Consider the following 21,778-nt stretch of genomic DNA (forward strand, 5'->3'; position numbering starts at 1 on the left):
AACAAGAATAGCTTATTTGCACTAGTCAAATGATAATGATACCTTTATTTTAAAATCATAACAGTTAACCATTAATCAATTATATTTCAAAAAATATTTTAGTAAATTTTTTGTATGGCAGTATTTAATTGATTTATAGCATTATTCAAAATATACATTTTTATAAAGATATTGGTATAACCTTCTTCATAGTAAATAGTATTTTTATGTTTCTCACCAACATGATTTTTGAAAAAGAAAAAACCATAACGCTCATATAATCGATAAGTGTTTATAGTGTGATGATTTTTTTCTGTCACTTGCAATATTTGTAATTTCTCTAGAAAATTATTATCTAAAGGATAATCTGCTTCTGCAAAATCTATGGCAGGTTGCCAATCTAAATAAACAGCGTTTAGCGTACCATTAAACTTATAAAGTAATCTTGAAAAATAACGACTAAATGAACAGCTGTCATTATAACAACCACTAATTTCACTATTGCCAGTGTAAAAATAAAAATGACTCAAGGAAGTTTGAACAATTAATTGATAGTTTCGTTCATTTTCTAATGTCCATACTAAGTTTCTTTCTTGTGAGGATAGGGGGGTTAATAAAGTCGTTAGATCAGATAAATAAGGGGCAAGATTTACACCAGAATGAACCAATCTATCCAATACAAAATAATGCTGATTTAGCATATTAATAAAAATAACTGTATCTTCTATATTTCGTTGCTTGTTATTTAACATATGACGATAAAATTTTATGTCATTTATTAAGAAAGAGACTCCTTCTTCTATATTTCCAGACTTAATTTCTAGAATGGCATTGGCTGTTAATAGTTGTGATACGCTACTTATATATTGATAAGGTACAGAGCTATTAAGATTAGCGGGTAGGATATGAGCAAACTCAGAGAATTTTTGTAATGACAAATAATTATTAATAAAACCTTTTTGTTCTTGCATTAATTGTCGAATAAAAGGGGCTTGTTGAGTAATATCATTTAAGCATTGTGTATTTATAAAGTTAGCATCACAAGGTAATTGGTACAGTGTACTTATTTCTTGTGCTTTTGTTGCTTCAAAACCCATATTGTATTCAAATGGCGTTTTTTCTGTCGTATGAATTGCTTTTTGAATGGCCTTTAAACCTTCTGTTACCATATTTTCAGAATGTAGTACATTAAATCCAGCCATAGCAACAAAAGCATTTTGTTCATTAGGAATATTTGTTTTGGGAATGATATTGGAAAGTTGCTCTTTTACAACAGGTAGCATTTCCTCATCTTTCGTTTGTCCCCACATAAAGAATAAAATGATGATGAAAAGGATAATATAAGAAGCATAAGATATTTTTTTAGCCATAATTATGATAGCCTAAAAATTTGTTTTAACTTAATTATTAACGGATTTGGTGGTGCTAGTTTTTTATATTCAGTTAATTTTGGTGTCGTTTTTTTAACCCAAATTTGATAGCTACTATAAATAATTTCAAGCTCATTGCTATAATTTTTTAGAAAAGAATCTATTCCTTGTTTAGGATTATTAAAATCTTCTTTATAAGCTTTCCATTTATAGTCATCAAAAATAATAATTCCACCTACTTTACATAGTTTAAAAGCAAAAATTGCATCAGATAAAACATCGGGTGAGCGATGTGAGCCATCAATATAGATTATATCGAAATTACTTTCAAATTGTTGTTGTATGGAAAATACTCGATAATTAGTATCTATATCTAAACTACTTCCTTGTAAAATGGTTAGTTTATATCTATCTACTGGTGTAATAGAAGACTGTGAGTTTATAAAAATATATTTTTCAGCACTTGATGATTGCCAAACATTTGCATTATGCATGAATGTAGAAAATGTTCCTGAGTCGTGCTCCATACTGCCTTCAAAGGTGTCAATTGAAACTGCTTTCGAATCTGGATGGCGCAGCACATTATTCATCATCCAAAAAGTACTTTGTCCTTCATATGAGCCTATTTCTAAATACAAAGTTTTTTTGTTTTGATAGAGTGGAATTAATTCAGACCATTTTGCTATATTGTTCTGAAACCAATTATTGCTAAAAGAATAACTTGGATTTTTATTCATAAAGTATTTCCTATAAATTTTAGAAATTATTCTATATTTCACATGGTATATTAACAAGTTAATATACCATGTGGGTTATTTTTGTTTAATATATTTCATAAGTAAATTAATGGTATGAAAAAGATTAAATGACCTTATTTTCATATAGAAAAACATCTTAGTTTGACGATTAAACAAATCATATATAAGAGCAGTGCATGCCATTGCAATAAGTGATGATATTGCCGCCCCTAAACCTCCTATTATAGGAATTAGTAGAAAATTCATTACTAGATTTACAATGGCGCCACAAAGTGTTCTATATAGTGATAATAGTTGTAAATTTTCAATTACAAACCATTGTGATGAGGCTACACCTAAGCTAACAAAAACACCAGTCCATATATGGATAATTAAAATACTTGCAGATGCTTGATATTGGACGCCATAAAGAAAATAAATAATATAAGGTGCAAGAAAGCTAGTAATAATAGCAATACTAATAGAGATAATAACTAAAATGTTAATAATAAGTTTTAATTTGGAGTAATAGTTTTCTTCATTAACTGCCCTAGCTTTAATTAGTGTTGGTGTTACAGATGACATGATAATCATTGGAATTAAATACCAAATTTCACTAATTTTTGTGGCAGCAGTATAAAGCCCTACAGCTTCATAATCTAGCATCTGGGCTAACATAACTTGGTCGATACGCATATAAATTATGATGGTTAGCCCTGAAAGTATAAGAGGCCAACACTGTTTTATTATTTTTTTAATATAATTTAAATCAATTTTCCAAGTAGTTATTTGTTGTTTTCTACTGAGATAAGCAAAGACTATTAAACTACTGATAATAAACGCATCTAATAAAAAAATACTGGCAATAGCAAGTAATGAGGCTTTACAGAGAATTAGAATTATTTTTAATAGACTACAAATCACGAAAGAACAGTTTTCAGACCATACAATGTATTTAGATTGAGTGTGAGACTCAAAGAAATAACGGATTACATCACTAGCTTTAAAGAGCAATGAAAAGCCAATAACGATTGCAATAACCTTTGAAGTATTATCTGTAAATAAAATAAAAGTTAAAAGTAATAGGATTAAAAAAGCGAGAACAGAAGTCACTATTTGTATAAAAAATGTACTTCCCATAATTATATTAGTTAATTTAGGTTCATTAACTAACTCTTTAACAGTAATGCTGTTTAGACCAAAGCCTGCAATAACAACTAAAAAACTTATAATTGCTAGCACATAATTTAATAATCCAAGTTGTTCTGGGCCTAAATAGCGTGCCATCCATGCGCCAATAAATAATCCGACACCCATACGGAAAATTTTATCGAAAAAAAGCCAGCCCATATTATTAATTATTTTATTTAAGTAAGGCTTTTGCGATAATTTATTTTTGATATGGTTAGGAATTAGTTTCATGAATTAACTGTTGGGCGACCTATAGAATAATAAGTAATGTTTAGTTTTTTCATGTTCTCTAATGCGTAAAGATTGCGACCATCAAAAATTACAGCCTGTTTTAGTGTATTACGGATAGTGACAAAGCTAGGGGCTTTAAATTCTTGCCATTCTGTAACAATAACTAAAGCATCAGCATTTTCTATGGCATCTTCTTTTGTTTGACAAAGTATAAGATCATTACGGTCACCATAAATACGATAGGTTTCTTGCATTGCTTTAGGGTCATAAGCTTTAACTTTAGCGCCTGCTTGCCATAAAGCTTCCATTAAATTACGGCTAGATGCCTCTCGCATATCATCAGTATTGGGTTTAAAGCTTAATCCCCAAATAGCAAAGGTTTTATCTTTTAAATTATGTTGAAAATGTTGATCAATTTTTTCAAATAAAACATGTTTTTGTATGTTATTACGTTCTTCTACAGCAGATAATAGTTTTGCATCAAAATTTATTTCATTTGCTGTACGAATGAGGGCTTTAACATCTTTGGGGAAACAAGAACCCCCATAACCTGCACCAGCATAAATAAAGTGATAACCAATACGAGGATCTGAACCAATACCCCGTCGAATCATTTCAATATCAGCGCCTAATTTTTCCGCCAAATTAGCCACTTCATTCATAAAGCTAATCTTAGTAGCAAGCATACAGTTGGCAGCATATTTACAGAGTTCAGCACTACGAATATCCATGACAATAATTTTTTCATGATTACGGTTAAATGGAGCATAAAGTTCACGTAAGGTTTTTTCAGTTTCAAGATTATCCGTGCCAATAATAATACGGTCTGGCCTCATGCAATCATTAACTGCTGAACCTTCTTTTAGAAATTCGGGATTGGAAGCAACAGTAAATTGTAAATTTGTTCGATTAGTTTTTGTTAAAACCTCTGTAATACAATTTGACACTTTATCAGCGGTGCCAACAGGGACAGTAGATTTATTAATAATAATACTATTATTGGTCATATGTGTAGCAATAGTTTTTGCTACAGCTAATACATATTGTAAGTCTGCAGAACCATCTTCATCTGGAGGGGTTCCAACAGCAATAAAGAATATCTCTTTATTGATTATTGCTTCTTTTGCATCAGTGGTAAATTTTAAACGGCCTGCTTGATAATTAGTTTTAACTAAACTATCTAAGCCAGGTTCAAAAATAGGTAAAATCCCTTTTTTTAAATTTTCAATTTTAGTGGGATCAACATCTACACAAGTAACATCATGTCCTATTTCTGCTAAAACGGTTCCTTGTACTAAACCTACATACCCTGTACCAAAGACTGTAATATTCATAGTGTATTTTTACTCACTATTTAGGTTAAAAAGAAATAGGCTTTAAAATCGCTACTTAACAATATACCTATGGAAATTAGAAAATTATACCATTGGGTTAATTTAATATTAAAAAACTTTCACCGTTTTGTGATAGATTAATAAAACTTGTTATTAATGAAGAAGTAAGATGAAAAGGATTTACTATTATTTATTATTTTTACTATGTTTCACAATAACTGCTGAAGCAAGTATTCACTATTGTGTGGACTCTCAGGGGCAACGTATTTTTTCTGATAAACCCTGTGCAGAAACAATGATGGGCGAGGGTGATGTAACGAGTTATGAGCAAGGCAAAGGAAGTGTGGAGTTACAAAAAATACCTGTAGTAGTAGATGATACAGTTGCAGACAAAATACGCTATCGTATGTCACCAGCACAAATTAGGAAAACATATTGTGCAAAATATGATCAAGTGCAGCGTAACCGTCTTGTGCAGACTAAACAAGTGGTATTAGGCATGTATTTAGCAGATGTTATTAAAGTGTGGGGAGCGCCTATAGCATCTGATGGTAATAAAGTATTGTTCCAAGATGATAATGATGAAATGGTGACAATTTCTTTACTAGAAGGATGTGTTATTAATATTCGACATGATTATATGGATAGTGATGAAGAATTTTTTTATGAAGAACAACCTATTGAAGATAATATAAATTAATCACATGCGGATAGCGTTAATAACTTTTATCATTGGATTGTTATCTATTCGTTTTTTTCCTGCGTTACCCTCACTTTCAGCTTGTATCATATTGGCTTGTGTGGGGCTAACTTTATTACCTTGGCGACTTTATCCACTAGGCATGCTGTTAATAGGTATTGCATGGGGATGTTATGGGGCAAGTCAAACCATTAATGATCGTTTAAATCCAGCATTAGATGGCAAAACAATATGGATAGAGGGCACTATAGCTGGTTTACCAGAGCAAGCTGAACAGGTTATTCGCTTTCAATTAAAAAATGCCAAAGCACAAGATATTCAGTTACCTACCAATATAAGGCTTGCTTGGTATAAAGGTGAACAAGTAGCTACTGGGGAGTCTTGGCGTCTACAAGTAAGATTAAAATACCCTAGAGGAACAATTAACCCGTATGTTTTCGATTATGAAGCATGGCTAACAGCCAAGCATATTGGTGCAACAGGTACGGTTAAACAAGCACAACGTTTACAAGAAAACACCAATATTATTAACTGGCGTTATCAACTACGTCAAAAAATGTTAGCACAAGATACTGCTAACCAAACAGCAGGATTAATCGCTTTAGTATTAGGTGATGGTTCTGCATTATCTAGAAGTCAATGGCAAGTATTACAAGAAACGGGCACTGTCCATTTAATGGTTATTTCGGGGCAGCATATTACGTTATTAGCAGGATTTCTTTATTTTTTTATAGCAGGCTTAGTGCGTTTAGGGTGGTGGCCTAAAAGACTACCATGGTTACCTATAGCTTGTGGTTTAGCTATGTTAGGTGCTTTAGCTTATGGTTTATTGGCAGGGTTTGAAGTACCTGTACAGCGTGCTTGTATTATGTTGGCACTCGTGTTGTTATGGCGTTTAAGGTTTCGTCATTTAGGGGTAGCCACACCGTTTTTAATGGCTTTAGCTATTGTTCTTATTGCAGACCCTTTAGCCAGTTTACAAGCTGGTTTTTGGCTATCGTTTAGTGCAGTAGCCATCTTATTATTGTTGCTTTCAGGGCGACTGAATTATAACAATTGGTGGTTAAGTGCTATAAACATTCAGTGGGCAATTACCATAGGTTTAATACCTGTACTATTGGTTTTGCTATTGCCTGTTAGTTTAACCAGCCCTATTGCCAATTTAATAGCAGTACCTATTGTTAGTTTTATTATTGTACCTTTTGCATTATTGGGGACTTTACTCATAGGTATTCCCTATGTAGGCGCACTATTGCTTTGGTTGGCGGGTTATACTTTAAAGTTAATGTTTATTATTTTGACTTTTGTTGCTGAAGTAGTACCTGCTTGGGTAGCCCCTATGCCTCCTTGGTGGGCTTTTTTATTAGCTTTTTTAGGCGTATTTTTAATATTGTTACCAAGAGGTGCATTACTTCGAGTATTTGGCATAGTTTTTTGTTTGCCATTATTTTTTGTTAACACAGTAAATATTAAAGAAGATCAAGCAGAAGTAACAGTGTTTGATGTAGGACAAGGGTTGTCCGTATTAGTGAGAACTAAAAATCATAGCTTATTATATGATACAGGTCCCAGTTTTGGTGATTTTAATTTGGGAGAGAGGATTATTACTCCCTCTCTACAGCGACAAGGGGTTAAACTACTCGATAAAATAGTTGTTTCTCATGCAGATACAGATCATGCAGGCGGACTACAAGCAATTACTAAGCGTGTAACCGTGCAACAGTTAATAAGTGGTGAGCCAGATAAATTAGTGAGTGAATTAATGACTCACCCTTGTCAAAATAATAGTTGGCAGTGGGATGGGGTAAAATTCTCATTATGGCAGTGGTCAGCAGCAACAAAGGGTAATGATGCATCTTGCGTATTATTGGTAGAAGCAAAGGGTGAAACGTTATTATTAACAGGTGATATTTCAAGTAAAGCTGAACAAGCTTGGTTTGCAGAAAATAACAGGCAGATTAATTGGCTATTAGTGCCACATCACGGTAGTAAGAATAGTTCATCATGGAACTTTTTAGCGGCTACAAAGCCTCAATATATAATTGTTTCAAGAGGATGGTTAAATCCATTTAATCATCCAAACTTAGCCACTCTGGAGCGTTATCAAAAAGTGGGAGCTAAGGTTGAGGATACAGCATTAGCAGGTGCTTTACAGATTAACTTAGGTACATTTCAATCTGCTACAAGGCAGCGTGATACAAAATATTTTTGGCGAAAACAATGACATCAGTTTATCATTATAGGTTAGCCTTGTGATAAAGTTGTTATTTTAAGAAGGGAGCGTAAAAACTGTGTGGGAATTAGTTAAAGCAGGTGGGATCATGATGTTCCCATTAATCCTTTGCTCTATTGTAGCAATGGGCATTATTATTGAGCGACTGATTGTTTTAAGAGCAACAAAAGTAGCACCTGCACCATTAATGGGTAAAGTATGGACTTGGTTTAAATCAGGCCAAATAGATCATTTACGCTTAGAAGAGTTAAGAAATGATTCTCCACTAGGACAAATTTTAGCGGCTGGACTGTCAACTGCTCATAAAGGTCGCGAACAAATGAAGGAAGCCATTGAAGAAGCAGGTGGCTTTGTTATTCATAATTTAGAGCGCTATTTAAATACCTTAGGTACAATTGCTGCTATTACGCCATTATTGGGATTATTAGGTACAATTTTTGGTCTTATTGAGATTTTTAGTGCTTTTTTAGGTGGTGGTGCACCAGATTCATCTAAATTAGCTGGTGGTATTGCTATGGCGTTAGTAACCACTGCCACAGGTTTGATTGTGGCGATTCCTTCGGTATTTTTTCATCGCTTTTTATTACGTAAAGTAGATGAGTTAGTGGTAACCATGGAGCAAAATGTAACTAGATTAGTTGATGCGATTGATGATAGTTATAACCAAAGAGAAACAACCTATGCACCAGATGTTAAGCCAACTAAAAAGCGTAAAACTGGTAAACCAGTGAGTAAAGCATCAGAAGCTCGAGGCGAATCAACGTGAGATTTAAAAGAGGACGGGGTAATGGAGCTGCCCGTGATGAAATTTTCATCAATTTAGCGTCGTTGATAGATATTATTTTTGTGCTTTTGTTATTTTTTGTAGTAACTACAACATTTACTCGCGAAAACCAATTAACTATCGAGCTTCCAGAATCAAGTATTCATAATCCAATTACCTCTGCTAATGTAGATCGTTTAGAGGTTACCATTAGTAATGACGGCAAATATGCGGTGAATGGTCGTGTATTACTACAGTCAACAGAAGATGCATTAACTGAGGCAATGATAGCTGAGTCTAAAGGTAATAGAGATTTGCCTGTGTTAGTGACGGCGGACGCTAATGCCAAATATCAGGCAGTTATTACAGCAATGTCGGCAGCAGGGCAATTAGGCTTTTCTAAATTACGTTTAGTCACTGTAGAGTCTGATCAGTAATATGTCTTTTAGTGATTGCTTAGTGGCATCATGGTATGGGCAAAGGAAGCCTTTCTATTGGCTTAGCCCCTTTTCGAAATTATATGCTAAGCAGGTCCTAAAACGTCGAGAGGACTATCTTTCAGGTAAAAAAGAAGCTTATCGAGCGCCTGTTCCTATCATTGTAGTAGGTAATATTACAGTGGGGGGAACAGGTAAGACACCGATGATTCTATGGTTAATTGATTACTGTAGAAGTAAAGGATTAACGGTGGGCGTGGTTAGTCGTGGTTATGGTGCAAAGCCCTCTAAATTTCCATGGCGTGTTAAAGAAAACCAATCTGCCAGTGAAACAGGGGATGAGCCTTTATTAATTGTTAAAAGGACTCAAGTTCCCTTAGTGATTGATCCTAATCGAACCAATGCAGTTAAGCATTTACTAGCAACTGAAAAAATAGATATTATTTTATGTGATGATGGTCTACAGCACTATAAGTTAGCCCGTGATTTAGAATTAGTGATGATAGATGCCGCTAGGGGTTTAGGTAATGGTTATTGTTTACCTATGGGGCCACTACGTGAGCCTGCAAATCGTTTAAAGTCTGTGGATGCCATTATTTATAATGGGGCTGAACAAGACACTGCTGATGGTTATGCTATGCATTTACAGCCTACCCAGTTAATTAATGTATTAACAGGTGAGCAACAGTCACTGGATTATTTTAAAGCAGCACAATCAGTTCATGCAGTGGCAGGTATTGGTAACCCTCAGCGATTCTTTAAAACATTACAGCAATTTGATTGGAAGGTATTTGAACATCCTTTTAACGACCACGCTGTTTTCGATAAAACTACTTTAAATTTTACAGATCAATATCCTGTTGTCATGACTGAGAAAGATGCGGTGAAATGTAAAGATTTTGCTCAACCGCATTGGTGGTATTTAAAAGTAACAACAGAGCCCTCTATGGCTTTTGTGAAATGGTTTGATCAAAAAATTACCGAGCTTGTTGGCTAAAACTGTTTATAATAAGCCAAATAATTTTGCCAGTAACTCACTATTGAGGTTATTACAATGAATCAAAGTTTACTCGACATATTGGCTTGTCCTATTTGTAAAGGACCTTTGGAACTTAGCAAAGACAAAACAGAACTTATCAGCAAAGGCGCAGGTGTTGCCTATCCTATTCGTGATGGTATTCCTGTGATGATCGTCGATGAAGCACGTACCTTAACGACTGATGAGCGATTAGCTAAATGAGTACACCTTTTATTGTTGTTATCCCTGCACGCTATGGTTCAACACGTTTACCAGGTAAACCATTGTTAGCAATAGCAGGTAAACCAATGGTGCAGCATGTATGGGAACGGGCAATAGAGAGTGGTGCAAAGCAAGTTTATATTGCTACGGATGATTCACGTATTAAAGAGGCTTGTGAGGCTTTTAATGCTCCCGTATTAATGACACGGGGTGATCATCGTTCAGGCACTGATCGTTTAGAAGAAGTAGCCACTATGTTAGGGTTGGCAGATGATGATATTGTAGTTAATGTACAAGGTGATGAACCTTTAATACCTGCAAGTATTATCAATCAAGTGGCTGAAAATCTTGCGTTGTTTAATGAAGCAGCTATTGCTACGTTATCTGAGCCTATTAAAGAATTAGATGGTTTATTTAATCCTAATTTTGTAAAGGTAGTTACTGATTGTCATGGTTATGCATTAACCTTTAGTCGTGCCCCTATGCCGTGGGCTAGAGATGCAATGCTAGAAAATCCAGAATTATTACCTGATGGCATTCCTTACCGTCGTCATATAGGTCTGTATGCTTATCGTGCAGGCTTTTTACATGATTATGTTAATTGGGGCTCTTGTTGGTTGGAGCGCTGTGAGTCATTAGAGCAGTTACGCGCGTTATGGAATGGCGTAAAAATTCATGTGGGTGATGCGCTAGAAGTGCCACCAGCAGGCGTAGATACGATGGATGATTTAGAACGTATTAGACAAATATTGGAACAAGCATAGTGCGTATTTTAATGGTTTGTTTGGGGAATATTTGTCGTTCCCCTTCGGCAGAAGGTATTCTTCGCCAAAAATTAAAACAAGCAGGATTAGCTGATAAGGTGACTGTAGACTCAGCAGGAATAGGTGGTTGGCACGAGGGTGAGGCTCCAGATAAGAGAGCACAGCAAACTGCCAAAGCTAAAGGTTATGATATTTCTGGATTACGTGCTAGACAAATTCAGCCGGAAGATTTTGCTCGTTTTGATGTGATTTTAGGTATGGATAACAGTAATCTCATTGCATTAAAACAAATGCCACAAAAAACAGCAGTGGTTGATTTGTTTTTAAATTATGCTGACACACGAAAAGCAGAAGTTGTAGATCCTTATTATGGTGATATGCAAGACTTTAAAGCTATGTTTGAACAACTAGAAGCAAATTGTGATTTGATTGTTAAACGCATTCAGGAACAATTGTGAACTTAGCCATTGCAGAAAATGTTTCCTTAAAACCGTTTAATACGTTTGGGATTGATGTTAAAGCTCGTTATCTATTAGTTGTAAAAGACGTTACAGAATTACCGCAAGCATTGCTTTGGGCAAAAACCAATAATCAAGCTGTAACAGTGATAGGTGGCGGTAGTAATGTGGTTTTTACCAAAGATATCAATGGGTTGGTGTTAGTGCTACAAACCCAAGGTATAAAGATCATTGAACAACAAGCTTCTGTTGCTATTGTTGAGGTGGCAGCAGGCGTTGTGTGGCATGAACTGGTGCGTTGGTCTGTTGCACAAGGTCTTGGTGGTATAGAAAATCTAAGTTTAATTTATGGCACAGTGGGCGCTGCACCTGTACAGAATATTGGAGCTTATGGTGTTGAGTTTAAGGATGTTTGTCACTCAGTACAGGCGTTAAATAGACTAACAGGTGAGCTACATACTTTTACTACAGAACAATGTTGTTTTAGTTATCGGGATAGTTTGTTCAAACATCAACCAGAGCAATGGATTATTACTAAGGTTCAAATAAAGCTAGATTATAAAGCACCAATACATATAGGTTATGCAGCATTACAGCAGAATTTACCTGAACAGATTGATCAATTAACCTATGCACAAGTCAGTGATATAGTTATTAAAACGCGTCAACAACGTTTGCCAGATCCAAAACAATTAGGTAATGCAGGTAGTTTCTTTAAAAACCCTATTGTGAGCTTAGAAAAGGCAGAACAATTGAAACAACAATACCCAGATTTAGTCACTTATCCTTATGCTATTAAGCAGGTTAAGTTAGCGGCTGGTTGGCTTATTGACAAAGCAGGCTTAAAAGGATTGCAAGAGGGAGATATTGGCACTTACCCTCTACAAGCATTAGTATTAGTCAATTATGGCAATGTTAGTGGAAAAGCTGTGTTGGCTTTTGCTCAAAAAATACAAGAGATTGTTAAGCAAAAGTTTGATATAGAATTAGAGCCTGAACCTATTGTGTTGTAGAGAACTTATCTAGAATATTAGACCAGTTAAAACAAATAAATATTTTTGGCAATATTGTAAATAAAATTAAAATTTTAGCTAACTAACCATTAGCTAAAAAAACTACAATAATTGTCAATTTCTGTGTTTATAAAATTTATTTTAGTTTCAATATTATAAAATTATTATTTATGTAATATTGGACTAATGTAGCAGTTACCAACCAAAATGTTCCTCTCTATACTTTAGACGCAATTATAAAAATAAAAACTGTTAATAGTAATAATAATAAGTATGAGGAAAGTAGATATGTCAAATGTCGTTCACAATGATGATGCTTCGACGCATTATCAAAAAATTGAGTCAAATGTTACCTTTGAAAAACTGGTTCGGCAACGTTCAGTTTTTGCTTGGGTATTGTCTAGTATAATGTTGGGGAGTTACTGTTCATTTATTCTGCTATTAGCTTATGCACCTAAATTTGTTGGAACACCTATTTTTGAGGGAGGTTCTGTTACTTATGGAATTCCTATGGGGATTGGTTTAATTTTATTAGCCATCGCTCTTTCTGGAATCTATGTTTACAAAGCCAATGGTGATTTCGATCGTTTAAATCAAGAAGTCGTTGAATCGCTAAAAGATATGCAGGAGACAAAATAATGATAACAAGAATATTACAAATCAGTATTCTGCTACTGTGTACAACGATGGTGCAAGCTGCTGGAGCTATTGATGGTGCTGTTGAGAGACAACCACTCAATTTGTCAGCCATTGTGATGTTTTTAATCTTTGTATCAGCAACCTTGTATATTACTAAATGGGCAGCTAAGCGCAATACGTCAAAAGCTGATCATTATACCGCGGGGGGTAAAATTACAGGCTTTCAAAACGGTCTCGCAATTGCTGGGGACTTTATGTCAGCAGCTTCATTCTTAGGTATTTCCGCACTGGTTTTTACCTCTGGCTATGATGGCTTGATTTATTCCATTGGTTTCTTAGCGGGATGGCCATTAATTTTATTTATGATTGCCGAGCGTTTACGTAACTTAGGTAAATTTACCTTTGCCGATGTGGCTTCTTATCGTCTAAAACAACGTGCAATTCGTACCTTGTCAGCGTTTAGTTCGTTGATTGTAGTAGCACTTTATTTGATTGCACAAATGGTAGGTGCAGGTAAATTAATCGAGTTATTATTCGGCTTAAATTATCATATTGCTGTAGTACTAGTAGGTATCTTAATGGTGCTGTATGTACTGTTTGGCGGTATGTTAGCAACCACATGGGTGCAAATTATTAAAGCAGTATTGTTATTATTTGGTGCTAGCTTTATGGCGATTATGGTACTGGTAGCAGTTAATTTTGATTTAGGTACTTTATTTAATCGAGCTATTGAGTTACATCCAAAAGGTAATGCTATTATGTTCCCTGGTGGATTAGCACCTGATCCTATTTCTGCATTCTCATTGGCTTTTGCATTAATGTTTGGTACAGCAGGCTTGCCGCATATTTTAATGCGATTCTTTACCGTTAGTAGTGCCAAAGAAGCTCGTAAGAGCGTTTTTTATGCCACAGGTTTTATTGGTTACTTCTATATCCTAACTTTTATTATTGGCTTTGGCGCTATTATTTTAGTAACAGGTAACCCAGCTTTCCATAGCCCAACAGGTGAGTTGTTAGGTGGTAATAATATGGCCGCTGTGCATCTTGCTCATGCTGTGGGTGGTGACTTGTTCCTTGGCTTTATTTCAGCGGTTGCCTTTGCCACTATTTTAGCAGTAGTTGCAGGTTTGGCACTCGCAGGTGCTTCGGCTGTTTCTCATGATCTTTATTCTTGTGTGCTTAAAGATGGTAAAGTGAGTGAAAGAACTGAAATGCGAGTAACTCGTCTTGCTACCTTAGCGTTGGGTATCGTTGCTGTATTATTAGGCATTCTATTTGAGAAGCAAAATATTGCCTTCATGGTGGGATTAGCATTCTCCATTGCTGCTAGTTGTAATTTCCCTATTCTGTTTTTATCGATGTACTGGAAAGGCTTAACCACTCGTGGTGCTTTCTGGGGCGGTGGTTTAGGATTAGCAACTGCTGTTGTGTTAATGATCTTAGGGCCAACCGTTTGGGTGCAAATCTTAGGGCATGAAAAAGCAATCTTCCCTTATGAATATCCTGCTTTATTCTCCATGTTTGTTGCCTTTATGGGGGTTTGGATCTTCTCTGTTACTGACAAGTCTAGTCAGGCACACCAAGAGCGTGCACGTTTCTTACCACAGTTTATTCGCTCGCAAACAGGAATAGGCGCCAGTGGTGCAGTTTCTCACTAACTTAAATAGATAAAAAAATACCAGAAGTTATCTTCTGGTATTTTTTATTTAGCCATAATAAATAATATAAATTTGTTGGGTGATTGAGTTTACATGTTTATTTCTTTATTTTCCTCAATAGTCAGTAACCTCTACTTTTAGTTAATTAAAATCATTAAAGATTGCATATAAAACTTTAATCTAATAAACTGAATTGGTGATTATAAGGAAAAGATTTCATATTTATAATCAGCAGAGAAAAATAATAATGATGCACTATAAAACTAAGTAATTTTTAAAATAATAAAGAGGTTTATAAAGATGACAACAGCAACATTGGCAAATCCAGCACCACTTGGTTTAATGGGATTTGGTATGACCACCGTGTTATTAAATATTCATAATGCTGGCTTTTTTCCAGTAGTAACTGCTATCGTCGCAATGGGGATTTTCTATGGAGGTATTGCGCAAATTATTGCAGGGATTTTGGAATATAAAAAAGGTAATACGTTTGGTGCCACAGCTTTTACTTCCTATGGTTGCTTTTGGTTAACATTAGTAGGTGTTTGGTATTTACCCTTATCAGGTGCTATTTCTGCAACAGATGCAAGCTTTTTAGGTATTTACTTAGGGCTATGGGGCATTTTCACCTTATTTATGTTCTTTGGTACATTACAAGGTAATCGAGCATTACAGTTTGTGTTTGGTAGTTTAGTGGTACTATTCTTTTTATTGGCTATAGGTAATATTATTGGTAGTAAAACAATTCTAATCATTGCTGGCTTTGAGGGAATTATTTGTGGTGCAAGTGCTATTTATTTAGCCATGGCCGAAGTACTTAATGAGCAATATGGTAGAACTGTATTGCCAATAGGTGCATAAATAATATATAGCTATTACTCTATATTTTTATACGTCGTTGAATGACTTTGCCGTACTAGTTGTACTGTCTTCAGTCATTCGCCTCGTCTAAAATTATATAGAAATAGCTATAAGTAGCTTACGGCTTTGTAAGCTACGCAATTATTTCTTTAATAAAATCTTATCTAGCCAACTACTAGGCAATAAGCGTTTAGCTAGCCACATACTTTTACTAATCATAGTAATTCGATAACGAATTTTAGGTTTAGGATGGGTGAAAGCATGTTTTAGATAGGGCATAACATCATCTGCTGTTAATGAAAATTTAGCAGCAATGCTTGGGTTTACCACTTTATTTTGTTCATCTACTTGATTTACATTTTTAGAAAACGATGTTTTGATGGGTCCTGGCTCAATTAAACTCACCTTTATACCTGTGCTATGTAATTCTAAACGTAAAGCATCACTTAAACCTTCCACCGCATATTTACTGGCAGCATAAGCACCACGTCCAGCAGTGGCCACAAATCCCATCACTGAACTGGTTTGTACAATACGTCCCTCATTATGGGGTAACATCAGTGGTAATAGCTTATTAGTTAACTCATGTAAGCCAAATACATTGGTAGAAAACTGTTTCTCTAGCTGTTCACGACTAATTTCTTGTAAAGGCCCATAAATACCAAAACCTGCATTATTAAATAGACCATAAAGTCTGCCTTGGGTCATTTCTGAGATTTGTAAGCTAGCTTTGTGAATGCTTTCACTGCTATCCAAGTCTAATAAAACAACTTCAAACCCTTGTTGTTGTAAATTATTAAAGTCACTTTCTTTGCGACAGGAGGTTATGACCCTAAAACCAAGACTCTTTAAATAATGGGCTGAAGTCAATCCTATGCCACTTGAGCAACCAGTAATAAAGATAGTTTTTGCCAAAATAAATAATTCCTTATAAGATTATGTAGTTATAAGTTTACTCTAGCATGTTTATAAAATTCTACTGCATGCAGAGTGTATCTTTTTGTTATGATAGTTGAGTAAAGTTAAAAATGAATATAACAATTAAATGAAGATAATCACGGAAAAAGTTAATTGTTTATGTTTTCTAAAAGTTAAATTGCTTATTCTATATAAATCAATTGAGTAGGCATCAAATAAATAAATTTAATGGGGTTTATCTAATGAATCATTTCTCAAAATTACTAACGGCGATGGCCTTTATTGGTTTCAGTGGTTATGGCTTGGCCGCAGAAACTATTAAAATTGGTGTTGTAGGCCCTGTAACTGGCCCAGTTGTACAATATGGTGATATGGTTTTTGCTGGCGCATTAGCAGCAGTTGATGAAATTAATAAAGCAGGCGGTGTTAATGGTGCTAAATTAGAAGCAGTTAAATATGATGATATGTGTGATGCTAAACAAGGCGTAGCAGTAGCTAATAAAATTGTTAATGATGGTGTTAAATTTGTAGTAGGTCATACTTGTTCAGGCCCTACTCAAGTAGCTGTTAATATTTATGATGAAGATGGTGTGTTAATGGTTACCCCATCAGCCACTGCACCAGAAATTACTGAGCGTGGTTATCAAATGGTGTTCCGTACTATCGGTTTAGATAATATGCAGGCACCTGTAGCGGCTAGCTATGTAGCAGAAAAAGTTAAACCTAAAGCGGTAGCTGTTATTCATGACAAACAACAATATGGTGAAGGTGTTGCTACAGCGTTTAAAGAGGCAATAGAAGGTAAAGGCGTTAAAGTAATTACCTTTGAGGGTATTAATGTAGGGGATAAAGATTTCTCTAGTTTAATTACTAAACTAAAACGTGAGAATGTAGATTTTGTTTATTTTGGTGGTTACCACCCAGAATTAGGTATGTTACTTCGCCAAGCTAAAGAAAAAGGCTTGAATGCGAAATTTATGGGGCCTGAAGGTGCTGGTAACCCAATGTTATCAGCTATCGCTGGTGAAGCTTCAGAAGGTTTATTGGTTACTTTACCAAGATCTGTAGATAGCGATACACGTAATGCGCCTGTAGTAGAAGCATTAAAAGCTAGAAAAGTAGATGCGGCTGGCGCTTTCGTATTACCTGCTTATGCAGCGGTACAAGTGATTGCACAAGGTATTGAGAAAGCAAAATCAACAGATACAGAAGAAGTAGCTGATGTAATTCATAGTGAGAAATTTGATGTAGTATTGGGTGAAAATATCTCTTTTGATAAAAAAGGTGATATTAACGGTTTCCAATTCTCTGTTTATGAGTGGCATAAAGATGGTAGTAAAACACTAGCCAAATAATTTATTTGTAAAAGTAGGTAGGTATGCTACCTACTTTTTATAGGACTTTGACTAGTAGTAATATAAAAATTAAATAAGGTTAACTATGGATTATTACCATTATCTTCAGCAGTTAATAAATGGTTTAACTGTAGGTAGTACCTATGCATTAATAGCCATCGGCTACACGATGGTTTATGGCATTATAGGTATGATTAACTTCGCTCATGGCGAAGTTTATATGATCGGTTCTTATATAGCGTTTATTGCTTTGCTGGGCCTTAGTATGATGGGCTTAGAAAGTGTCCCTTTATTAATCATAGGTGCTTTTATTCTTAGTATGATTGTCACCTGTACCTATGGTTACAGTATTGAACGAGTGGCTTACCGCCCCTTACGTGGTAGTAACCGTTTGATTCCACTGATTACCGCTATTGGTATGTCTATTTTTTTACAAGACTATGTGAAATTAGGTCAAGGTACTGACGATAAATCTATTCAACCCCTTATTTCAGGTAATTTAGAGCTAGCAGGGGGACAGTTAATGATCTCCTATATGCAATTATTTATCTGGATAGTGACTTTAATTGCCATGATTGGTTTGAGTGTGTTTATCGCTAAGTCACGTTTAGGTCGTGCCTGTCGAGCTTGTTCACAAGATATGAAGATGGTTAACTTATTAGGTATTAATACCAATACGGTTATTTCTTCAACCTTCGTTATCGGTGCCATGTTAGCAGCGGTTGCTTCTGTACTACTAGGTATGCAATATGGTGTGATTAATACCAATATGGGTTTCTTAGCTGGTATAAAAGCATTTACTGCGGCTGTGTTAGGTGGTATTGGCAGTATTCCAGGTGCTATGTTAGGTGGTTTAGTATTAGGGGTAGCAGAAGCTTTTGGTGGCGATATCTTGGGAGACCAATATAAAGATGTGGTGGCCTTTAGTTTATTAGTGCTTATCTTACTATTTAGGCCAACAGGCATTTTAGGCCGACCAGAGGTAGAAAAGGTATGAATAAATCCATTCGTATGGCGTTTATTAATGCCTTATTAGTGGTTATTTTAGCTTATTCGGTGTTTGGTCTTAAGTTAACAGGGCAAGGAGTAGGCTTTGTTGTTGAAGGTGCTGATGCCAAAACCCTATGGCTGATTGCCATTGCTGCTCTAGCCATGTTTGTTTGGTGTATTGCTCGTGATTTATTAACCGCTAAATTTCCACGTCATCCTAACTCTTCATTTATCCCTCTCCGCCTTAAAGCTAAATTAACCATGCAGTCAACCCAAATATGGATAATGCTAGCTTTAATTATTGTGGCATTCCTTATTCCTTTTATGGGGTCTAAGGTAATTATGACCACAGCTACCACTATTCTTATTTATGCCTTATTGGGGTTAGGTCTAAATATTGTAGTAGGTTTAGCAGGCTTGTTGGATCTAGGCTATATTGGTTTTTATGCAGTGGGTGCCTATACCTATGCCTTTTTAATGGAGTTTGCAGGCCTTGGATTTTGGGCATCATTACCTTTGGCTGGATTAGCTGCTGCTATTTTTGGCTTATTATTAGGTTTTCCTGTCTTAAGACTTAGAGGTGACTATTTAGCCATCGTTACTTTAGGCTTTGGTGAGATTATTCGAATTTTACTGAATAATCTAACACAATTTACCAATGGCCCAAGGGGAATGTCAGTGGATGCGCCTACTTTCTTTGGTCTTGCTTTTAGCCGACGAGCACCAGAGGGAGTAACTACTTTCCATGAGTTCTTTGGAATAAAGTTCAGCAGTGATTATAGAATGATATTTATCTATATTATTCTGTTGTTATTTGTATTACTTGCTTTATTTGTGATTAATCGATTAATTCGTATGCCTATTGGTAGAGCTTGGGAAGCATTGCGTGAAGATGAAATTGCGTGTCGTGCTTTAGGGCTAAATCCTACCTTAATTAAACTGTCTGCATTTACTATTGGAGCTAGCTTTGCTGGTTTGGCAGGCTGTATTTTCGCCGCTAAACAAGGCACTATTTATCCGGGTGACTTTACCTTTCTAGGCTCAGCAATGATTCTTGCTATTGTTGTTTTAGGTGGCTTAGGTTCACAGCTGGGGGTGATTCTAGCGGCTATTTTTATGGGGCTGTTAGAAAATATGCAAGAGTTTCAAGAATATCGTATGCTAATTTTTGGACTTAGTATGATTGTTATTATGATTTGGCGTCCACAAGGTTTACTACCTATGCAAAGACCCCATCTGGAGTTAAAGCGCCGATGAGTCAAGTAATATTAGAAGTTAAAGATTTAGCGATGCGTTTTGGTGGTTTATTAGCAGTTGATGGCGTTGGTTTTAAAGTTAAAGAAAAACAAATTCTTTCGTTAATTGGGCCTAATGGGGCAGGTAAAACTACAGTATTTAACTGCTTAACAGGATTTTATAAGCCTACAGGTGGCACCATCACTTTAAAAGGAGAGCAAATTCAAGGGTTAGCGGGTCATAAGGTAGCACGCAAAGGGGTAGTCAGAACCTTTCAAAATGTGCGTTTATTCTCTGAAATGACAGCTATTGAGAACTTGTTAATTGCACAACATCGTCATTTAAATACTAGTTTTATTGGTGGTCTTTTAAAAACAGCTAGTTACCGAAGAAGTGAGCGTAAAGCATTAGAGTATGCTAGCCAATGGTTAGAAAAAGTAGGCTTAATCGATGTGGCTAATCGCACAGCAGGTACTTTGGCTTATGGGCAACAACGTCGTCTTGAAATTATTCGCTGTATGATGACCAAACCAGAAATATTGATGCTAGATGAGCCAGCTGCTGGTTTAAACCCTAAAGAAACAGAAGATTTAAAAGAGTTAATCGCCTTATTACGTGATGACTACAATGTAACAGTATTATTAATTGAACATGATATGAAATTAGTGATGACTATTTCAGATTATATTGTGGTGATTAATCAAGGTAAGCCATTGGCTGAAGGATTACCTGAGGAAATACGTAATAACCCCGAAGTGATTAAAGCCTATTTGGGGGAGGAATAATGTTAACCATTAATCAAGTTTCTACCTTTTATGGCAAAATTCAGGCGCTGCATGATGTTTCTATTAGTGTTGAAAAGGGGGAGATTGTTACCCTAATTGGTGCTAATGGTGCAGGTAAATCTACTTTATTGATGACGCTTTGTGGTTCACCTAGGGCGCAGAGTGGCAGTATCCTTTATAAAGGTGAAGAGTTAGTGGGGCAGCCAACCCATCATATTATGCGACAAGGCATTGCCGTTGTTCCAGAAGGACGCCGCGTATTTTCACGCTTAACCGTTGAAGAAAATCTTGCAATGGGTGGTTTTTTCGCCAGTAGTAAAGATTATGACGAGCAAATGGACAAAGTATTAACGTTGTTTCCACGTCTAAAGGAACGCTTTACACAACGTGCAGGAACAATGTCTGGTGGTGAGCAACAAATGCTGGCCATTGGTCGGGCAATGATGAGTAAGCCTGAATTATTATTGTTAGATGAGCCTTCTTTAGGTTTAGCCCCCATTATTATTCAACAAATCTTTGCTATTATTGAGCAATTGAGGGCAGAGGGCGTAACTGTTTTCTTAGTGGAACAGAATGCTAATCAAGCACTTAAATTAGCCGATCGTGCTTATGTGTTAGAAAATGGTCATATTGTTATGCAAGGCAGTGGTCATGATTTATTAACTGATCCAGAAGTGCGTAACGCTTATTTAGGGGGCTAACTATATTCATGTTTTTGGGCACTTTATAGTTAATTACCGGTCTATTATTTATATTCTTGCAACTTTATTGCTAGTTTTCAAAAGAAACTAGCAATAATTATTAGGCCAATCGGTAACATTTATTAAAACTTAGTTACTAAAAAATTATCCTTTACTTGGTCTATATTGCAACCTTCTTACCACAT

General features: G+C 35.6%; 22 protein-coding genes. 17 read left to right on the forward strand and 5 right to left on the reverse strand.

What is annotated here, in order from left to right; all coding sequences use genetic code 11:
* Positions 1-98 precede the first annotated feature (98 nt).
* The 4 genes from ACQVD9_RS04115 to ACQVD9_RS04130 form a co-directional block, all read right to left on the reverse strand.
* Positions 99-1,349 (reverse strand): hypothetical protein, encoded by a 1,251-nt coding sequence (locus ACQVD9_RS04115; protein WP_264747598.1) that lies wholly within the window; start codon positions 1,347-1,349, stop codon positions 99-101.
* 2 nt (positions 1,350-1,351) lie between these two features.
* Positions 1,352-2,086, reverse strand: coding sequence for a class I SAM-dependent methyltransferase (locus tag ACQVD9_RS04120; RefSeq protein WP_264747599.1), 735 nt, complete (start codon positions 2,084-2,086; stop codon positions 1,352-1,354).
* Between the two features lie 75 nt (positions 2,087-2,161).
* Positions 2,162-3,508: a flippase gene (locus ACQVD9_RS04125; protein ID WP_264747600.1), complete on the reverse strand. Its 1,347-nt coding sequence runs from the start codon at positions 3,506-3,508 to the stop codon at positions 2,162-2,164.
* Complete coding sequence (locus ACQVD9_RS04130) at positions 3,505-4,842, reverse strand: UDP-glucose dehydrogenase family protein (protein ID WP_264747601.1); 1,338 nt, start codon at positions 4,840-4,842, stop codon at positions 3,505-3,507. Before ACQVD9_RS04130 ends, ACQVD9_RS04125 begins: the two co-directional genes overlap by 4 nt.
* A gap of 169 nt (positions 4,843-5,011) precedes the next feature.
* On the opposite strand from ACQVD9_RS04130, the gene ACQVD9_RS04135 reads away from it, so the two are divergent.
* The 12 genes from ACQVD9_RS04135 to satP all read left to right on the forward strand — a co-directional run bounded on the left by ACQVD9_RS04135 (position 5,012) and on the right by satP (position 15,608).
* On the forward strand, positions 5,012-5,542 hold the full coding sequence (locus ACQVD9_RS04135; RefSeq protein WP_264747602.1) for a DUF4124 domain-containing protein: 531 nt from the start codon (positions 5,012-5,014) through the stop codon (positions 5,540-5,542).
* Between the two features lie 4 nt (positions 5,543-5,546).
* Positions 5,547-7,766: a DNA internalization-related competence protein ComEC/Rec2 gene (locus ACQVD9_RS04140; protein ID WP_264747603.1), complete on the forward strand. Its 2,220-nt coding sequence runs from the start codon at positions 5,547-5,549 to the stop codon at positions 7,764-7,766.
* A 67-nt stretch (positions 7,767-7,833) separates the two neighbouring features.
* Entirely contained in the window at positions 7,834-8,541 is a 708-nt protein-coding gene (locus tag ACQVD9_RS04145) for a MotA/TolQ/ExbB proton channel family protein (protein ID WP_264747604.1), read from the forward strand.
* The gene (locus tag ACQVD9_RS04150; RefSeq protein WP_264747605.1) at positions 8,538-8,975 is read left to right on the forward strand and encodes an ExbD/TolR family protein; all 438 of its coding nucleotides are present in this window, start codon (positions 8,538-8,540) and stop codon (positions 8,973-8,975) included. Before ACQVD9_RS04145 ends, ACQVD9_RS04150 begins: the two co-directional genes overlap by 4 nt.
* A 1-nt stretch (position 8,976) precedes the next feature.
* The gene (gene lpxK, locus ACQVD9_RS04155) at positions 8,977-9,972 is read left to right on the forward strand and encodes a tetraacyldisaccharide 4'-kinase (protein WP_264747606.1); all 996 of its coding nucleotides are present in this window, start codon (positions 8,977-8,979) and stop codon (positions 9,970-9,972) included.
* 57 nt (positions 9,973-10,029) lie between these two features.
* Positions 10,030-10,215, forward strand: a complete 186-nt coding sequence (locus ACQVD9_RS04160; RefSeq protein WP_264747607.1) for a Trm112 family protein — start codon at positions 10,030-10,032, stop codon at positions 10,213-10,215.
* Complete coding sequence (gene kdsB / locus ACQVD9_RS04165; RefSeq protein WP_264747608.1) at positions 10,212-10,979, forward strand: 3-deoxy-manno-octulosonate cytidylyltransferase; 768 nt, start codon at positions 10,212-10,214, stop codon at positions 10,977-10,979. Before ACQVD9_RS04160 ends, kdsB begins: the two co-directional genes overlap by 4 nt.
* The gene (locus ACQVD9_RS04170; RefSeq protein ID WP_264747609.1) at positions 10,979-11,437 is read left to right on the forward strand and encodes a low molecular weight protein-tyrosine-phosphatase; all 459 of its coding nucleotides are present in this window, start codon (positions 10,979-10,981) and stop codon (positions 11,435-11,437) included. The genes kdsB and ACQVD9_RS04170 overlap by 1 nt, the downstream gene beginning before the upstream one ends.
* Positions 11,434-12,450, forward strand: coding sequence for a UDP-N-acetylmuramate dehydrogenase (murB, locus tag ACQVD9_RS04175; RefSeq protein ID WP_264747610.1), 1,017 nt, complete (start codon positions 11,434-11,436; stop codon positions 12,448-12,450). The genes ACQVD9_RS04170 and murB overlap by 4 nt, the downstream gene beginning before the upstream one ends.
* A gap of 288 nt (positions 12,451-12,738) precedes the next feature.
* Positions 12,739-13,089 carry a DUF485 domain-containing protein gene (locus tag ACQVD9_RS04180; RefSeq protein ID WP_264747611.1) on the forward strand — a complete coding sequence of 117 codons (351 nt, stop codon included), beginning with the start codon at positions 12,739-12,741 and terminating at the stop codon, positions 13,087-13,089.
* Positions 13,089-14,747: a cation acetate symporter gene (locus ACQVD9_RS04185; RefSeq protein ID WP_264747612.1), complete on the forward strand. Its 1,659-nt coding sequence runs from the start codon at positions 13,089-13,091 to the stop codon at positions 14,745-14,747. The genes ACQVD9_RS04180 and ACQVD9_RS04185 overlap by 1 nt, the downstream gene beginning before the upstream one ends.
* Before the next feature lie 300 nt (positions 14,748-15,047).
* Positions 15,048-15,608, forward strand: coding sequence for an acetate uptake transporter (gene satP, locus ACQVD9_RS04190; protein WP_264747613.1), 561 nt, complete (start codon positions 15,048-15,050; stop codon positions 15,606-15,608).
* A 141-nt stretch (positions 15,609-15,749) separates the two neighbouring features.
* On the opposite strand, the gene ACQVD9_RS04195 is transcribed toward satP, so the two are convergent.
* On the reverse strand, positions 15,750-16,523 hold the full coding sequence (locus ACQVD9_RS04195; RefSeq protein WP_264747614.1) for an SDR family oxidoreductase: 774 nt from the start codon (positions 16,521-16,523) through the stop codon (positions 15,750-15,752).
* Positions 16,524-16,768: 245 nt separating this feature from the next.
* Here ACQVD9_RS04195 and ACQVD9_RS04200 point away from each other — a divergent pair, with 245 nt between their 5' ends.
* From ACQVD9_RS04200 to ACQVD9_RS04220, 5 genes are all read left to right on the forward strand, one after another.
* A complete protein-coding gene (locus tag ACQVD9_RS04200; RefSeq protein WP_264747615.1) occupies positions 16,769-17,881 on the forward strand; it encodes a high-affinity branched-chain amino acid ABC transporter substrate-binding protein in 1,113 nt (370 codons plus the stop codon).
* Positions 17,882-17,966: 85 nt separating this feature from the next.
* Entirely contained in the window at positions 17,967-18,878 is a 912-nt protein-coding gene (gene livH / locus ACQVD9_RS04205; RefSeq protein WP_264747616.1) for a high-affinity branched-chain amino acid ABC transporter permease LivH, read from the forward strand.
* Entirely contained in the window at positions 18,875-20,128 is a 1,254-nt protein-coding gene (gene livM / locus ACQVD9_RS04210) for a high-affinity branched-chain amino acid ABC transporter permease LivM (RefSeq protein WP_264747617.1), read from the forward strand. The genes livH and livM overlap by 4 nt, the downstream gene beginning before the upstream one ends.
* Positions 20,125-20,892: a high-affinity branched-chain amino acid ABC transporter ATP-binding protein LivG gene (gene livG, locus ACQVD9_RS04215; protein WP_264747618.1), complete on the forward strand. Its 768-nt coding sequence runs from the start codon at positions 20,125-20,127 to the stop codon at positions 20,890-20,892. Before livM ends, livG begins: the two co-directional genes overlap by 4 nt.
* Positions 20,892-21,593: an ABC transporter ATP-binding protein gene (locus ACQVD9_RS04220; RefSeq protein WP_264747619.1), complete on the forward strand. Its 702-nt coding sequence runs from the start codon at positions 20,892-20,894 to the stop codon at positions 21,591-21,593. Before livG ends, ACQVD9_RS04220 begins: the two co-directional genes overlap by 1 nt.
* The last annotated feature ends 185 nt before the right edge of the window (positions 21,594-21,778 follow it).

The organism is Entomomonas sp. E7T21, assembly GCF_058693955.1.

Coding starts and splice junctions, on each gene's coding strand:
- ACQVD9_RS04115 (WP_264747598.1), bottom strand. CDS start 1,349: ATGGCTAAAAAAATATCTTATGCTTCTTATATTATCCTTTTCATCATC.
- ACQVD9_RS04120 (WP_264747599.1), bottom strand. CDS start 2,086: ATGAATAAAAATCCAAGTTATTCTTTTAGCAATAATTGGTTTCAGAAC.
- ACQVD9_RS04125 (WP_264747600.1), bottom strand. CDS start 3,508: ATGAAACTAATTCCTAACCATATCAAAAATAAATTATCGCAAAAGCCT.
- ACQVD9_RS04130 (WP_264747601.1), bottom strand. CDS start 4,842: ATGAATATTACAGTCTTTGGTACAGGGTATGTAGGTTTAGTACAAGGA.
- ACQVD9_RS04135 (WP_264747602.1), top strand. CDS start 5,012: ATGAAAAGGATTTACTATTATTTATTATTTTTACTATGTTTCACAATA.
- ACQVD9_RS04140 (WP_264747603.1), top strand. CDS start 5,547: ATGCGGATAGCGTTAATAACTTTTATCATTGGATTGTTATCTATTCGT.
- lpxK (WP_264747606.1), top strand. CDS start 8,977: ATGTCTTTTAGTGATTGCTTAGTGGCATCATGGTATGGGCAAAGGAAG.
- ACQVD9_RS04160 (WP_264747607.1), top strand. CDS start 10,030: ATGAATCAAAGTTTACTCGACATATTGGCTTGTCCTATTTGTAAAGGA.
- kdsB (WP_264747608.1), top strand. CDS start 10,212: ATGAGTACACCTTTTATTGTTGTTATCCCTGCACGCTATGGTTCAACA.
- ACQVD9_RS04180 (WP_264747611.1), top strand. CDS start 12,739: ATGTCAAATGTCGTTCACAATGATGATGCTTCGACGCATTATCAAAAA.
- ACQVD9_RS04185 (WP_264747612.1), top strand. CDS start 13,089: ATGATAACAAGAATATTACAAATCAGTATTCTGCTACTGTGTACAACG.
- satP (WP_264747613.1), top strand. CDS start 15,048: ATGACAACAGCAACATTGGCAAATCCAGCACCACTTGGTTTAATGGGA.
- ACQVD9_RS04200 (WP_264747615.1), top strand. CDS start 16,769: ATGAATCATTTCTCAAAATTACTAACGGCGATGGCCTTTATTGGTTTC.
- livH (WP_264747616.1), top strand. CDS start 17,967: ATGGATTATTACCATTATCTTCAGCAGTTAATAAATGGTTTAACTGTA.
- livM (WP_264747617.1), top strand. CDS start 18,875: ATGAATAAATCCATTCGTATGGCGTTTATTAATGCCTTATTAGTGGTT.
- livG (WP_264747618.1), top strand. CDS start 20,125: ATGAGTCAAGTAATATTAGAAGTTAAAGATTTAGCGATGCGTTTTGGT.
- ACQVD9_RS04220 (WP_264747619.1), top strand. CDS start 20,892: ATGTTAACCATTAATCAAGTTTCTACCTTTTATGGCAAAATTCAGGCG.